The following is a 14,710-nucleotide window of genomic DNA, read 5'->3' as shown; positions in this document are numbered from 1 at the left end:
GAGGCCCCAAGCGGCATCATCCCGAAGCGAGTGTGGACGCATAGCTCAGTTGGTAGAGCAGCTGACTCTTAATCAGCGGGTCCTAGGTTCGAGCCCTAGTGCGTCCACCATTTTCCTACATATCACCGGATATTGTCGATTGCGCCCCCATCGGTAGCTACGACTTATATTCGCGCGTTGTTATTTGCACTGCGCCAACGCCGCTTTATTTGGTGGCAAGTCCCGCGCTCGACACCGGCCCAGGGCTGCTCATTGTCATTCTGATTACATAGCTCGACCTTTGGGCGAACAGTTCCTTCGAAAAAGGCTCGCCACCCCTTCCCAGCGGAGACATGCGTGCGCGCTTGTATCCGGACTGCGGAGGCGATGATCGTCAATGGGCAAGGGCTTGTGGATCACGCAGAACGCGGTGCCGGCCGCAACTGCGCTAACTCCAATAGAGGATGCTTTTTTCCGGTTGCCGAGATGACCGGGTGTAGGTCGGTTATGCGCAACTCTAGCAGCCCGTCGACCACGTCCGAAACATAGCAAAAGCTGCGGATCGGCGAGCCGTCGCCATAGAGGGTGATGTCGTTGCCGGACAGCACATGGCAATCGAGCTTGGAGCTTTGCACAGCCCTGGTCGGCAGTTGGTTCCTTTAAGGATTAGGAGATGGTGAGGACGCCCTGATAGGCGGAGTCCTCCAGGGCTTTACCTGCGCCCATCGCCACGCACATCAGCGGCATGTCGGCGATTTTAACCGGCAGTCCGGTTTCGTCCATCAGAGCTTCGTCCAGTCGCCGGAGCAACGCCCCGCCTCCGGTCAGGGTGATACCCTCTTCGATAATGTCAGCGGCAAGTTCCGGCGCGGTCTGCTCCAGCGCGGTTCTGACGGCCATCTTGATCTGCCCAACGGGTTCAGAGAGGGCCTCGACGATCTCTGCCTCGCTGATGGTCATCTCGGCAGGGCGGCCATTCACCAGGTCCCGTCCCTTGACGATGATCCGCCGTCCCTCGCCATCAGGTGCCGTAGCAGCGCCGATTTCGCACTTCACTCGTTCGGAAGTCGCTTCGCCAATCATAAGATTATGGTTGCGCCGGATATGGGAGGCGATCGCATCATCCATCCTGTCACCACCCACGCGCGCGGAATTGCTATAGGCGATGCCGCGTAGCGACAGCACGGCGACTTCGGTCGTACCACCGCCTATATCGACCACCATCGCCCCACGCGGTTCAGTAACGGGCAGACCTGCCCCAATTGCGGCGGCCATCGGCTCCTCGATCAACTGCACATGGGCCGCGCCAGCGTTGGCGGCAGCGTCCCGAAGCGCACGCCGTTCGACCATGGTAGAGCCCGAAGGTACGCAGATCACGACTTCGTGACGCCGTCCAAAGCGGCTGCCGTTCAACGCCTTGTCGATGAAATGCTTGATCATCTGCTCCGCAACATCGATGTCGGCGATAACACCGTCGCGCAGCGGCCTGATCGCCTGAATGTTCGAGGGAGTCTTCCCCATCATCAGTTTGGCTTCATTGCCCACGACCTTCACCTTACGAAAACCCTGGCGGGTTTCGATGGCGATCACGGACGGCTCGTTCAACACGATGCCGCGGTCGCGAACATGGATGACGGTGTTAACAGTGCCAAGGTCGATGGCCATGTCAAAGGCAGAGGACGAAAGGAACCGAGGCAATTTCATCGAAGCGAAGCAATCTTTTCTAAGGAGGCGGCGGGAAGCCTGCCCCTGCCCATCCCTCCACATCAGCAGAAGAGCCGTGCGACGACCCGTCTGGTTAGCGGGTTCAAGTGATGAGAGGCGCGACGGACCGCGCTTAGACAGCGATCAAGAGCGGGAGAAATGTTAGGCGACATGCAAAACTGACCCCCTCGCGTCACTGAAAACTGGCCCCCTCCGGAAGGAGGACGGGACAGATGAATATGGATGATGAGACGATCTCCGCAGTTGGCTTGCGGAGGGACGCGATGCTTGAGCCTGATGAGGTGACGGCGATGCTGAGGTTGAGGAAGCTGGGCTGGGGCAGCAAGCGCCTGGCGCGAGAGTTTGGCTGTTCGCGCACGACCGTAAAGCGATATCTTGGGGCAGGCCGGTGGCAACCCTATCAGCGGCGGGTACTTCGCGGGATGTTGGCCGGTCATGAGACATGGCTTCGTGAGCGATTTTTCCGGCACCGGGGCAATGCCGATGTCGTTCGGCAGGATTTGGCCCGTGAACTCGGTGTCGTAGCGAGTTTGCGGACGGTTGAGCGAGCAGTGGCTGGCTTTCGGCAACAGCTGGCGGCAGAAGCGCGCGCGACGACACGGTTCGAGACGCCGCCAGGTCACCAGCTTCAGATCGATTTTGGCGAGAAGCGCGTCTGCATCGGTGGTGATAGGGTCCGAATATATGTTTTTGTCGCGACCCTGGGCTATTCCCGCCGCCCCTTCACGATGGCATTCCGCCATGAGCGGCAGTCGGCCTGGTTCGATGGCATGGAGGCAGCCTTTCGCCATTTTGGCGGCGTAACCGAAGAGGTGCTGCTGGATAATGCGGCGGCGCTGGTCACGCGCCATGACGCGGCGACGCGGGAAGTTGTGCTCAACGATCGGCTACATGCTTTCTCACGTTACTGGGGCTTTCGGCCGCGGGCATGCGCGCCCTATCGTGCTCGCACCAAAGGCAAGGACGAGCGCGGCGTCGGCTACGTAAAAAACAATGCACTAGCGGGTCATGGCTTTGCCAGCATGGAGGCACTGGAGCAGCATCTGGCCTGGTGGATGCGCGAGATCGCGGATTTACGCTGCCATGGTTCGACCGGGGAACCCCCGCTGCAGCGCTTTGTCCGTGACGAGGCGAGCAAGCTCAGGCCCTTGAATGGCCGGCCGCCGTTCCGGCAGATCCGCGAGCTGGTGCGCAAGGTGCACGGCGACTGTGCCGTCGAGATCGATACGAACGCCTACTCGGTTCCCTGGCGCCTGGTGGGCGAAACCGTGCAGGTAACAGTCAGTGCTGGACGTGTGTCGGTCTTCCATGCGGGGCGGTTGGTTGCCGAGCATGCCGAGGCTGCGGGTCGCCATCGCCGGCTGACAGACCCTGCGCACTTTGTCGGCGTTGCGGGCGCCAACGGTCCTGTGCGGCGTGCCGAAACCTTCGAGGAGCCACGGCTGCATCTGCCCGAGTTGCTGCGCCCCCTGGCTGAATATGAGCAGCTGGCAGGAGGGCGTTGGTGATGGCTATCGACCATGAAACGCTGCTGGGCTGGCTGAGCCGGCTGAAGCTCACCGCTATCCGCGACCAACTCGATACGTTGCTCGATGAGGCCGCGCGGCAGGATCTGACCATGCGCGAGACATTGGCGTTCCTGTGTGAGCGCGAAATCGCGCGCAAGGACGAGCGCCGGGTAGAGATGGCGATGAAGATCGCTCACTTCCCGCATGCCCGCGAACTTGACGGGTTCGACTTTGACGCCCAGCCCAGCGTCGATCCCCTTCAGATACGGGAGCTCGCCACGGCCCGCTGGGTCGCCCATGGAGAAGCAGTGCTGCTGCTGGGTCCACCGGGCGTGGGCAAATCACACCTGGCGATCGCGTTGGGCCGGGAGGTGATCCGCCAGAACCATACCGTGCTGTTCACCACCGCGCAGGCGCTGGTTGCCGCCTTGGTAAAAGCCCATGGCGAAGGGCGACTTGAAGAGCGCCTCGCCTTCCTTGCCAAACCTAAGCTGCTCATCGTGGACGAACTGGGCTACCTCCCGTTCGACCCAAACGCCGCGCATCTGTTCTTCCAGCTAGTGTCACGCCGTTATGAGCGAGGAGCGATGCTCATCACTTCCAACCGCAGCGTGGGAGAATGGGGAACCGTCTTTGGCGATCCGGTGGTGGCCACCGCAATCCTGGATCGTCTTCTTCACCACAGCCACGTCATCACGATACGCGGCGACAGCTACCGATTGCGCGAAAAGCGACGGAGTGGCCTTTTGCAAAAGGCCACTCCGTCGCTTGAACCAGCAGGCAACGAACCATCATGAAAGGGGGCCAGTTTTAGGTGTCGCTAAGGGGACTCTTTCCGATGTCGCTTGAAAAGAAAACCCCCGCCTCGCATGGATGGGAGGCGGGGCCAGTTCGGGTCGCAATGCGGGCAAATGCCTGCGCCGATCAGTAGGACACGGACGGAGATTTATTACAAGGCCGTTAGGGGTTGATCTGGATTAGACCAGCGGCCCTTAAGAGGAATAGTGGCACGCGTCCAATAAGATAGGCCACAGAGCACAACGCTACATTGATGCAGTTTAAGCAGATTTTTTCATCCCGAAACCTTCAGCTGCCATCCGTGCAGACGAAAACCACGAAAGTTCGACCAGCCACGTAATATGGGAGATAGTTGTCGCTCTACTTCGGCAGCGCGATCCTCCACCCCATGAAAGCTAACCCGCGCCGGGTCAGTAATGGTCTGGGCCTGCAGTGCGTAAACGGCCTCTCCGGGTTCCACGTCCTGCGCTGCCGGGAATAATGCAACAGAGCTGTCATTCAGGCGCAGGGTTCCCCGGCTGGCGCGCCGATAGGTTTGTGTGACCTCCGGCGCGACTGACCCGGTTTCTACCGCTACCTGCACCGCCTTGCCGTGACCAAACCATGGCTCGGCGGCATCCAGAATCAAATGGGGGTCGGTCCGATATGCCATCACGACAAATTCTCTGATGGCGGAACTGGCGGCCCGGACGGCCGCCGCCCCGGCTGGCGACTTTTGCATCCACCATGGCACATCGACCGCAACAGGACCGCCCCATGCGGCCGCCAGCGCCTGCACCGCCACCGCCCAACCGCGCCATCCCCTTTCTGGATCAGCGGCGAACCCGGACAGGCCATAGGGTTCGATATCCAGTTCGAGCATGAGACCTTGAGGAGCCCCATGTCTCACTTTCCAACTCCGCAAATGGCTGATTCTTGCGACCGCCCTTTTCAGTCCATCAGGCGTGGCCATGGATGGGTCTCCGTCCAACAACCTCAGCTCGACGCCGCGCTGCTCCAGCGCTCCGATCAATCGCGCGAAGGCTGCATCGGCCTTGGCGGGCACCTGCACGGCGAGTTCAGTGAAACCAGCGGCAGCAGCAGCTCCGGCAAAGTCCTCCGGGTCAGGCGCCAATCCTCCTCCCTCCATATCCACGTACCCCGCGCAAGCACAGAGGTGCTACTCTCCGCAGGGGCGAGCGTTACAGATTGGAGTAGCGCGGACGCGCCTTCTACCGGACAGGCGAGGACAAGCGCCTGATCTTCATGCTCGGTGAATGCAAGGCTGAGTGCTTCGCCCTTCCAGTAGCCGGCAGGCACCGCTGGGGCGTCTTGCCCTGCTTTAACCGGGGTAACCGCGATCTTTCCATCGTTGTGGCCCTTCAATAGCCACTGACCTTGGTAACTCGTTGGAAGGCGAAAATCGGGCCAGCGCAAGATGAGGCCAGCCGGAGAACGGCCGGGCTTACAGTCCATTACCACCTGGCCGCCGTCCTTGCGGATCACCACCCGCTCCTCGACACCAAAGGGGCGAGGCTGAGCCAAGCCAAGGATGTTCTCGCCCAAGGGCACCAGCGCTGGTGCGGTAACGCCATGGAATTCTGTGATCGCGATGGCGTCCGGGCGGAAAATGCCATCGTTCATCGTGCCGTGAACGTCGATACTTTCTGCTTCACGCCAGCCCTTCACCACCGGGGCCTCCCATATCGCTTGCGCCTCCGCCATGCTGCCGCTTCCGAGCGCCGCGATAAGCAAGCAAAGATGCGCTAGCCTCACCCGCGCGAAAATCCGGCCCGCCCCGCTGCGGCCCAGCGGTTGTCCTTCCTATAGAAACGCCACATGCCATAGATGCGGAATGCCAGATTGGCCTGACGATAGCCGAGATTTGCCACGACAGCGGCGATGCCGATCATGAAGAGATCCCTCGCACTCGGCGTCCGTCGAAGTTGCATCTCCTCGAGCGCCAAGGTGCCAAGACTGATCGCGGTTCCAAAAAGGACGGTGATCGAGAAGAAGGCCAGGACGATCGTTCCGGATTCAATACCCATGAGATAGAGGAGCGGGATCAAAAGATAGCCGAACAGTTCGCATGGCGGACCCAGCACATCTTCTATGACGATTAACGGCATGCCGATCATCCCTACGCGGCCATAGCGCGGGTTGAACAGCATGCGGCGATGTTCGAGGATGGTTTCCAACGCGCCCTGTTCCCAACGCGCCCGTTGATTGCGCAGGCCCCGCCAGCTTTCCGGCGCATCGGTCCAGCAGACCACTTCGGGTACGAAGGCGACGCGATACGGACGCTTATCCTCCCTCATGCGGCGATGGATGCGGGTGACGACCTCTAGATCCTCTCCGACGGTATCGTGCCGGTAGCCGCCAATTTCCACCAGAGGCGCCCGGCGGAACATGCCGAAGGCCCCCGAAATCAGCATCAGCATATCCAACCGAGCATTAGCGATGCGCGCAGTCAGGAAGGCGCGGAGATATTCGAGGATCTGATAGCGCGGCAACCAGCGGCCCGGCAGGCGGATTTGGCGTACATGCCCTCCTTCGACGATGGAGCCATTGGCGATGCGAATTGCCCCGCCCACCGCCATCAGCGAACCGTCGTCCGTCATGAAAGGCTCAGCGGCGCGCAGCAGGCCGTCCGGCTCGATGATGGAATCCGCATCTATGACGCACACCAGCGGCGCAGCGGCAAACCCCAGGCCCGCGTTGACCGCATCGGCTTTACGCCCGTTGTCCTTGTCGATGAGGATCAAGTTGGGATAGCGCGCCGAGCCATATATGCCGCGGATGCGCGTCTTTTGCAGCACCGCCAGTTGTTCGCGCTCGATAGGGCGCAGATCGAATTGCTCGATCAGTACCGAAAGGGTGCCATCGCTCGATCCATCATTGACCAAGATGACTTCGTGGTCCGGATATTCTAAGGCCAACAAGGCGCGGGCGCTGTCCGCTATCGACAGTTCCTCGTTGAAGCATGGCGCGATGACGGAGATCGGCAAGGCGAGGTCGGCATAGCGCGACCAGAGATCATAGGATCGCTGCGCCGGTTTGATCCGGGTCGCAAAGACCCGTGCGGCAAGCAGCAACTGGATTGTCGAGACAAGATTGCGGATCGTCACGACCAGAAAGCAGACGATGCTGATCGCCACCAGCGTCGCCACGCCTATGCTTTGAGCGGCTGCAAGGATGTTTTCAACGAGCATCAGGCTGTTCCCAACACCTGCTGCGCCTGCTGGGCGCGCAGCCTGACCCAGGGCGAGGGATCGTGGCGCAACTCAGCTATGGCGGGTAGGCCATCGCTGAGGCGCATGATTTGGCAGGCGCGGATCGCGCGGGCGCGGACCGGCGGCACCGGATCTCTCAGCAGCGGCATGATCCAACCCGCGCTGCCCGAATGACCAAGCTTGGTCGCGGAATCCAGCGCCGCCAGCCGCACGGGGGCATGCGGATCACTGGCGGCAGCAGCCAAAAGGGGCAGAGCCGAAAAATCCTCCGTCCAGCCAAGCGCGTCGATCACCAGCGCCCTCACTGCAGGGGGCAGGTCTTCAGAGCGAGCAAGAGCGAACAGTTCTGCTGGATGGCGAGACGCGATCAACCTGAACAGAGTGCGATGCAGAGGCGTTATCCGGGCGCTGCGCAGGGCGAGATGCTCGATCAGTTCGTCTGGCTGCGGCAAGGCGTCGAGCCGGGCAAGCAGTGACGCCGCTTCCAATCGCGTGTCGAGACGCGGGTCTTCACGCAGAACCGCATCAAGGGTGGTAACCGCTTGATCTCCACCGATGCCACCCAACAGGCGCAGCGCATCAATCTGCTGCCGTTGTTGGGAGCGCCTAGCGCGCCGTAGCGCGTCCTTGAGCAATCCCTGCTCTTCGGTCAGCGCGACGAGCCGATCCCGGTCTTCGCCGCGTAACAATTGTACCAGATGGCTGATTGCCGCGAGCCGTTCGGCTGGGCGCGCCTGACGAAAGGCGGGCGACGCAGCGACATTCTCGCCTGCTCCCATGATTTCCCGCGTCAAGGCGCGCGTCAATTCCGCAGTGACCGTGGCGGCGCGCTCCTTTCAGTCACGGCGCATCACCAGGAAGAGTAAAAGGCCCGCCATCGCAAGGGCGCCATAGACGGAGATCAGGATGGCGATCCGGGCTACATCATCCGCAACGGCTATACCCGGCACGATCAGAACCTGACCTGGATGCCCAGCGACGCACCCTTGCGCGTGTAGGTCGCGCGCCGCCGATCATAGTCGATGCCCGCGCGTAGCAGCACTTTCTGCGTCAGCGGCATGGTGCCGCCCGCGAACAGGGAGTGCACCTGCCTTGTGATGCCTGCCTCAGTGTCAGGATATGTAGCGGCTCCGGCGAAAAGCGTGGCGCTGCTGGAAAAAGGCCGATCGAGACGGCCGGACAGGCCCGAACGATGGGTTCCGTCTTCATCCCACAGATTGATCATGCGAACGGTCGCATTCAGTCCCAGCTTGCGCATGGCAATGCGAACGCCTGGCTGAAACACAGTCACTGACGCGTCCTGATATTCCGCATGCCTCAGGTCGGCGAGCAATGTCGCGAAGGACGCCACATCCGCTTCTACACCTCCTGTCACGCCCCATTTTTCCCGGAAGTTGGCATTGGGCGTGGCGGCAACGGCGATATAGATGCGCAAACTTCGCCTGAGTTGTTGATCGATCCGGACTTCAAAACGGGTGTCAGTGGCCGTTCGCCGGTCCTCGCGCTCCACTCCGACCGAAAGGGCGGTCGTGGGGCCTATATTCCCGAAGACCGCGAAGCTTGTGTCTGCCCAGGTCTGGCTCGGCCTGTTCGCAAAGGTGACATGGGAAAAGCTTTGCGCGGCCGCCAAGCCCCATTTCCTTTCACTCTCCCTGGCCGACGTCTGCGATGTGAGCAATTGCTGGCGTATGGCGGCGGCGTCAGCGTTACCGGGCGATCGCGCCTCGATAGCGGCCGCTTCGCCCCGTGCGGCGGCGCGATCACCGGACCAAAGATAGGCGCGCGCAAGCGCGGCGCGAATATCCAGATCGTCGGGAGCGAGCAAGGACGCGCGGCGAAGCGTCGCTATCGCTTGAGGATAGCGTTGGTCGAACGCATATGCGCTTCCCAGCAGACGCAAAATCTCGGGATCCTGAGGATGAACCGCGTCTGCCTGTTCCAACAGACGGATCGCCCGGGCAAAGTCCTGCCGGGCCGCAGCCGCACGGGCCTGAGCAATCTGTTCCCTGCGGCTCGCATTAGGTGCAGTGTCTTGCGCCAGGGGCACCGCTGCAGCGGTCGACACAAGCAGGATCACTGCACCCGCCCGACGGTTTTCAATATGGCGTTGACGCGGACAACAAGTTCATCGGGGATGAACGGCTTGGTAAGATAGTCACGCGCACCCGCAGTCAGAGCAGCCAGAACGTCCGCCTGCGCCTTGCGCGATGTCAGCATCACGATCGGCATCTCAGGCTGTTCGGCGGCCAGCGCCCTCAGCACGTCGGGGCCGGACATAACCGGCATCATGGCGTCTAGCACCATTAGGTCATAGTCGCCGCCGCGCGCTTCCCTCAGGGCCGAAGCGCCGTCTTGTTTGATCGTCACATGATGACCAGCCGCCTCCAATTTGAAGCGGACTAATTCGCCGAGCAAGTCATCATCATCTGCAACCAGGATATGCGCCACCCGACCCGTCCCCTTTTATGCTGCTAATCCCTGAATAGCAGCGCGAGATGCTGAGTGCGAAAAATTTTCTTTGTTAACAATGGATAAACCGCCATTTCGGTGCAGTTCGCCGTAGCGGGGAAACGGTTCAACGGAGACGCGTCGCCCTCAGGCTGAACTCGCCTTGGTAACGAGCCGACGTGCTGCTCTGCAGTGCCCCGACCAACCAGCGCAATACCGACGCGAGAGCAAACAGAAAATTTCGCCTTTCACGACAAGCGATTGTAACCGCGCCGGGGTGACCCCCGTCGCCTTAAGATATCGACATTCGCGAAACGCTCGATTTTACTCCTCTGCAATGGTGTGAGCGGTCGCAAATTCCCTTCTCTTTTTGGCCAAAGCCACTATTTTACTCACATGAGCGAAATGGCGCGCTCCGGGGCATTTGAAGATGATCGACCTGTCACCTCAACCTCAAGATAAAAGCTCCGGGCCGACCGAGCTGCAGCCGCGCCATGATCCGGCCATCATTGCGCCCGTAAAGACGTCTCAAAGCCGGGGCTGGTGGCCATTAACGCATGACGAGGCGGAGAACGGGATAGAGTTGCTATCGCGGTGGGCTGGACCTGCCGTGCTGCTCATCGTGCTCGCACTGATCAGTTGGTGGTTCATCGACTGAGTCGCGTTCGCACTGCAGTTGATTCGAGCAAGGGCTTCGATTGAACCATAAATTTTTGCTTGCAAATTCCCGCGGTCAAATTTCGGGTCGTCGCACGAGCGGGGCATTGCGTCCCTTGAGACCAACGGATCGTCGGAAAAGACCGTCCGGGCGTCCCAGCGATGATTGCTACTCCAAAACATTTATGCCCTGCTGCTCCGCAACATAAATCAAAAGGCAGCGGATGTCTGATGCACGCAAGCCGATCTTCGGACCGGTTAGCCGTTTGACGTCAGGACATAAAAAGGGTTGCAGATGTCGAAAATTGATCTGGCGATCGAAGGGTCTCCTAGTCGCCAGCCCGTAGGGGCCGCCGTTCAGCGGAATGTGAGGCTTTGGCTGTGCTTGTTGCTGCTGGTGGCTGATATGGCCGCGCTAGCAACGGGTTTTGCTTTGGGCCTCCGCACGGCTGGCATTCCATTGCTATCGAGCGAATTCTGGCAGCCGCTTGCTGGCGGCATGATTGTCTATGGCGTCGTGGCATTCCACAACCAAGCCTATAACCCCATCTGCCTCACCCGCGTGACACCGAGCTTGCGTAATGCCTGCTTTGCCTTGGCGGGAACCCTGCTGATCTTCCTGCTCGTTGTCTTTTCCCTCAAAGCGACGGGGCAATTGTCGCGGCTGGGCATTTCCGCAGGTATTTTATGTAGCAGCACGTTGCTCGTCGTGCAGCGACTGCTGATCGTACGGGCAGTGCGGCGAAATTTCAGCGATGATCTGTTCGCACAATTGCTGATCATAGACGGGGGAACGATCCCGCATGATGTGAGCGGCATGGTGATTGTCGATGCCGAAGCGGCAGGGATCAAAGCTGACCTTGACGATCCCTACATGCTTCACCGCCTGGGCACTTTGCTCCGCGATTTCGATCGCGTCGTCATATCCTGCCCTTCCGATCGGAAGGCCGACTGGGCGCAGATGCTAAAGGGCGGCAATATTCTGGGCGAGATTATCGTGCCGGAGCTGGATCATATGGCTCCATTGGCGGTCCAGACCTATCGCGGCGTTTCCACCCTGGTCGTGGCTCGTGGTCCGCTCAACCTCGCCAATCGGGCCAAGAAACGCCTGCTGGATATTGCCATCACGGTGCCGCTACTTATCGCACTGGCGCCGTTGATTGTCGTGATCGCCATAGCGATCCGCCTCGACTCGCCCGGCCCAATCTTCTTCAAGCAGGAGCGGATAGGTCGCGGAAACCGCCTGTTCCATATCCTGAAATTCCGGAGCATGCGCGTTGAACAGTGCGATGCGGCAGGTGCGGCCTCGACGCTGAGAGATGATAACCGCATTACCCGTGTTGGCGCTTTCATCCGCAAGACCAGCATTGATGAACTGCCTCAGCTGATCAATGTGCTGCTCGGCGAAATGAGCCTGGTCGGCCCCCGCCCGCATGCGTTGGGATCGACGGCGGAAGAACAACTTTTCTGGCAGGTCGATCGCCAATATTGGCACCGCCATGCCCTGAAGCCCGGCATCACCGGCCTGGCGCAAATCCGGGGCTTCCGCGGGGCGACTGAAACGCGTCGCGATATCCTCAATCGAGTCGAGGCGGACCTGGAATATCTCCATGGCTGGAGCCTGATGCGCGACATCGCGATCCTGTTCGGGACCTTCAACGTACTGGTTCACCGCAACGCCTACTGATCCCAGTCACCGCGATCTCCGCTAACGCGTGGGCATTTTGCACCACCTCATTGATTTTGCGACGAAATGATGACGTTTTCGCCCGCGTGAAAACTATTTGTTAAGCGTAAAATCGGATATGTCCGTCATCACGAACAGGGCGGACCAAAGACGTGGCAGACGATTTTGCGACGGTTGCCGTTGCGCAACCTTCTTCCTTGAACAGCACGACCGACCAACGGAGGAGAGTGGCGTTCGAGACGGCCCCGCGCGCTTTTGCCGACCGAGCGGATCGTGGCGTGGAAATCCTGTCGCGCTGGGCCGGCATTGGTACCTTCGCAGCTGCGGTGGCGGCGATAGGTTCGCTCATCTTCTGACCAGACTCGCCGCGTAACCTTGCTACAGGATGAACAGGTAGCAGGCGCTGACATTGCTCCCAGATGAACAGCTTTGGACTGCAACTAAGTTGTTCGCTTTGGCCAATTTTGCGACCAACCGAACCGTTGCTTAGTCGCGACAAACCGCTTCCGCGGTGGTTCGTTTTGCGTGCAAACGCGACTAGCATGCCCTTATTGCTGCAATGCAATAAAGGGTCGCACTTTTGGTTATTACTTATACTCCCCGCTTTCGGAGGCGCTTTTGTGCGCCTGCAAAACATAAATTCTCCTGGTCTTGCTGCGCGGTAGCTGCGGTCCTGGGCTGCGCCGTCACGGCTGCTGCTTTCACATCTGCAAATGCGCAAACCGCTAACGCACAAAGTTCATCAGTCAGTGATGAAGCCCGCATCAAAACGATGGGGCTGCAAGCCACGGCAGGGCTCGACCTGCTGTATGATGACAATGTCTATCGCGTCGATGATCGGATCGAGGATCCGACAAAGGATCTTATCGTCACGCCTTGGGTGGAACTCACCTATGGCAAGCCGATCGGCCGGCATGACCTGCTGTTTCGAGGACAGATCGGCTATGACCGCTTTATCTCCGAAGGGCAGCGGAGCAAATTGCGGCTGGATACGGAAGCGAAGGCAGTCATCCGCTTTGGCGCGACATGCTCAATCACGCCAATGGCATCCTATCGCCAGCAGCGCGCCGACTATGGCGACCTCAACCAGCAAACCGAAAATCTCCAGCGCTTCACGGCGTTCGGCGCGGAATTGGGATGCGAGCGGCCGGGATTGTTCCCGGTGGCCAGCTACCGCCGCGACCTGACGCGCAATGATGACGCGTTCGACTATGCCGACCAGACCAGCGACACCTATTTGGCAGGTGTTGGCTATAATATGCCCAGTCTGGGGACGGTCACCGCCTTTTACGAGCGGGTGAATAGCGACCGGGGCAAGCTGGGCATCGAGAACCGGACCAACAGCTATGGCGTGCGGTTCAAGCGCGCAGTGTCACCGATCACGCAGATCGATGCCGAGGTCCGATGGCTGAACGTCGATAGCGATTCCGCTGCGGTGGGTAGTTATGACGGTCTGGGCTGGGATCTGAGCCTGTCGAGCAGCATCGTGCCGCGGTTGAAACTGACCGCGACAACGGAGCGCAGCATCGTCAATGACAGCCTGATCGCCAGCGGCTTCGCCATCCGCACGAGGTATCGCCTGCAAGGCGAGTTCGCGATTTCCGAGCTGACTTCGGTGGGCCTTTATGGAGAGTGGGAACGGCGCAAGTTCCGGCAAGACGCGGCGCTCCGCCCCTTTTCGATCACGGCGGACCGGAACCAGCGCTTTGGCGCTCTGCTGAAGCGGAAACTGACCGATCGCGCGGACATCACGCTGGATGCGCAGCACTACAAGCGGCGCACTGACACGGATGTCGCCGAATTCAGCGGCACTCAGGTGACACTGGGCGCGGCGTTCCGATTTTGACCCTCGAACATGATGGAGCATGAGCTGTGAAAACAGAGACTCTCCTGACCAGCCTTTCGATCTTCCTGGCCTCGGCCGGTCCAATGGCTGCGTCTGCCCAAACGGCTGGCGCGGCGGCCACCGCCACGGCAGCTGCGCCAGCGCAGCCCATTGCCGACGCCGGTTATCAGCTGGGCCCGGATGATGAGGTGAAGATCGCCATTTTCGGTCAACCGGACCTATCGACCACGACGCGGATCAAGGAAGATGGAACGATCACCCTCGCTCTGATCGGCCCAGTCTCTGCCCGCGGCAAGACCAGTTCGCAGCTCGCCCAGGCAATCTCATCCAGCTATGCGAGCGGCGGATTCCTTACCAATCCCTCCGTCAATGTGGAGGTGAGCAATTATGTGAGCCGCTTCGTAACGGTGCTGGGAAATGTGCCGCAAGCGGGCAATTATCCACTGGATCGCGGCTATACTGTCGCGTCGATGTTAGCAAAGGCTGGCGGATCGACCAAGGACGGGGCCAATGCGGTCATCCTGACGCCAGCCGATGGCAGCGGGCCGGTGCGCATATCGCTGGCCGACATGGCGGTGGGCGGCAGCAGGCAGTTAAAGGCGGGGGACATATTGTTCGTGCCGCCTGCAGAGAAAGTCTATGTTTACGGCCAGGTGCAGCAGCCGGGCGCCTTTTCTTTCGTGCCGGGTCAAAGCTTCCGTCAGGCGCTCGCGCTGGCGGGCGGCCCGACGCTGGCCGGTTCCACCAAACGCATAAAAGTACGCCGGGGGGGGAAGGAAATACAGGCGAACCTGGATGATCCGGTTCAGCCTGAAGACGTCCTCATCATCCGGGAGAAGCTGTTTTGACC

The 14,710-nt window shown here is 60.3% G+C and carries 15 protein-coding genes and 1 tRNA gene; 8 read left to right on the top strand and 8 right to left on the bottom strand.

Annotated features, from left to right (window positions below):
* Window positions 1–34: 34 nt before the first annotated feature.
* A tRNA-Lys gene (locus EP837_RS00385) sits at window positions 35–110 on the top strand.
* A gap of 285 nt (window positions 111–395) precedes the next feature.
* Here the strand turns inward: EP837_RS00385 and EP837_RS00380 are convergent.
* Both EP837_RS00380 and EP837_RS00375 read right to left on the bottom strand, forming a co-directional pair.
* Window positions 396–614: an NAD-dependent epimerase/dehydratase family protein gene (locus tag EP837_RS00380; protein ID WP_066523647.1), complete on the bottom strand. Its 219-nt coding sequence runs from the start codon at window positions 612–614 to the stop codon at window positions 396–398.
* A 31-nt stretch (window positions 615–645) separates the two neighbouring features.
* Complete coding sequence (locus EP837_RS00375) at window positions 646–1,683, bottom strand: rod shape-determining protein (protein ID WP_066523645.1); 1,038 nt, start codon at window positions 1,681–1,683, stop codon at window positions 646–648.
* A gap of 233 nt (window positions 1,684–1,916) precedes the next feature.
* On the opposite strand from EP837_RS00375, the gene istA reads away from it, so the two are divergent.
* Both istA and istB read left to right on the top strand, forming a co-directional pair.
* Window positions 1,917–3,212 (top strand): IS21 family transposase, encoded by a 1,296-nt coding sequence (gene istA, locus EP837_RS00370; RefSeq protein WP_156518341.1) that lies wholly within the window; start codon window positions 1,917–1,919, stop codon window positions 3,210–3,212.
* On the top strand, window positions 3,212–4,009 hold the full coding sequence (gene istB / locus EP837_RS00365) for an IS21-like element helper ATPase IstB (RefSeq protein WP_066523638.1): 798 nt from the start codon (window positions 3,212–3,214) through the stop codon (window positions 4,007–4,009). The genes istA and istB overlap by 1 nt, the downstream gene beginning before the upstream one ends.
* A gap of 275 nt (window positions 4,010–4,284) precedes the next feature.
* On the opposite strand, the gene EP837_RS00360 is transcribed toward istB, so the two are convergent.
* From EP837_RS00360 to EP837_RS00335, 6 genes are all read right to left on the bottom strand, one after another.
* Window positions 4,285–5,124, bottom strand: coding sequence for a hypothetical protein (locus EP837_RS00360; protein WP_197486290.1), 840 nt, complete (start codon window positions 5,122–5,124; stop codon window positions 4,285–4,287).
* Entirely contained in the window at window positions 5,019–5,714 is a 696-nt protein-coding gene (locus tag EP837_RS00355) for a hypothetical protein (RefSeq protein WP_066523635.1), read from the bottom strand. The genes EP837_RS00360 and EP837_RS00355 overlap by 106 nt, the downstream gene beginning before the upstream one ends.
* Before the next feature lie 47 nt (window positions 5,715–5,761).
* A complete protein-coding gene (locus EP837_RS00350) occupies window positions 5,762–7,201 on the bottom strand; it encodes a glycosyltransferase family 2 protein (protein ID WP_066523634.1) in 1,440 nt (479 codons plus the stop codon).
* Entirely contained in the window at window positions 7,201–8,016 is an 816-nt protein-coding gene (locus EP837_RS00345; protein WP_156518338.1) for a HEAT repeat domain-containing protein, read from the bottom strand. Before EP837_RS00345 ends, EP837_RS00350 begins: the two co-directional genes overlap by 1 nt.
* A gap of 158 nt (window positions 8,017–8,174) precedes the next feature.
* Entirely contained in the window at window positions 8,175–9,299 is a 1,125-nt protein-coding gene (locus EP837_RS00340) for a YaiO family outer membrane beta-barrel protein (protein WP_066523630.1), read from the bottom strand.
* Window positions 9,296–9,670, bottom strand: a complete 375-nt coding sequence (locus EP837_RS00335) for a response regulator transcription factor (protein ID WP_066523628.1) — start codon at window positions 9,668–9,670, stop codon at window positions 9,296–9,298. The genes EP837_RS00340 and EP837_RS00335 overlap by 4 nt, the downstream gene beginning before the upstream one ends.
* 430 nt (window positions 9,671–10,100) lie before the next feature.
* Between EP837_RS00335 and EP837_RS00330 the strand changes: the two genes are divergently transcribed.
* The 5 genes from EP837_RS00330 to EP837_RS00310 all read left to right on the top strand — a co-directional run bounded on the left by EP837_RS00330 (window position 10,101) and on the right by EP837_RS00310 (window position 14,708).
* A complete protein-coding gene (locus EP837_RS00330) occupies window positions 10,101–10,328 on the top strand; it encodes a hypothetical protein (RefSeq protein ID WP_066523626.1) in 228 nt (75 codons plus the stop codon).
* 294 nt (window positions 10,329–10,622) lie between these two features.
* Window positions 10,623–12,014, top strand: coding sequence for an exopolysaccharide biosynthesis polyprenyl glycosylphosphotransferase (locus tag EP837_RS00325; protein ID WP_066523624.1), 1,392 nt, complete (start codon window positions 10,623–10,625; stop codon window positions 12,012–12,014).
* A gap of 152 nt (window positions 12,015–12,166) precedes the next feature.
* Complete coding sequence (locus EP837_RS20905) at window positions 12,167–12,370, top strand: hypothetical protein (protein WP_066523619.1); 204 nt, start codon at window positions 12,167–12,169, stop codon at window positions 12,368–12,370.
* Window positions 12,371–12,786: 416 nt separating this feature from the next.
* Entirely contained in the window at window positions 12,787–13,860 is a 1,074-nt protein-coding gene (locus tag EP837_RS00315; RefSeq protein ID WP_156518336.1) for a porin, read from the top strand.
* Window positions 13,861–13,886: 26 nt separating this feature from the next.
* Complete coding sequence (locus EP837_RS00310) at window positions 13,887–14,708, top strand: polysaccharide biosynthesis/export family protein (RefSeq protein WP_066523617.1); 822 nt, start codon at window positions 13,887–13,889, stop codon at window positions 14,706–14,708.
* Window positions 14,709–14,710 lie beyond the last annotated feature (2 nt).

It is taken from the genome of Sphingobium sp. EP60837 (assembly GCF_001658005.1).
GTDB lineage: Bacteria > Pseudomonadota > Alphaproteobacteria > Sphingomonadales > Sphingomonadaceae > Sphingobium > Sphingobium tyrosinilyticum.
This window is presented reverse-complemented; position numbering and strand designations above follow the sequence as displayed.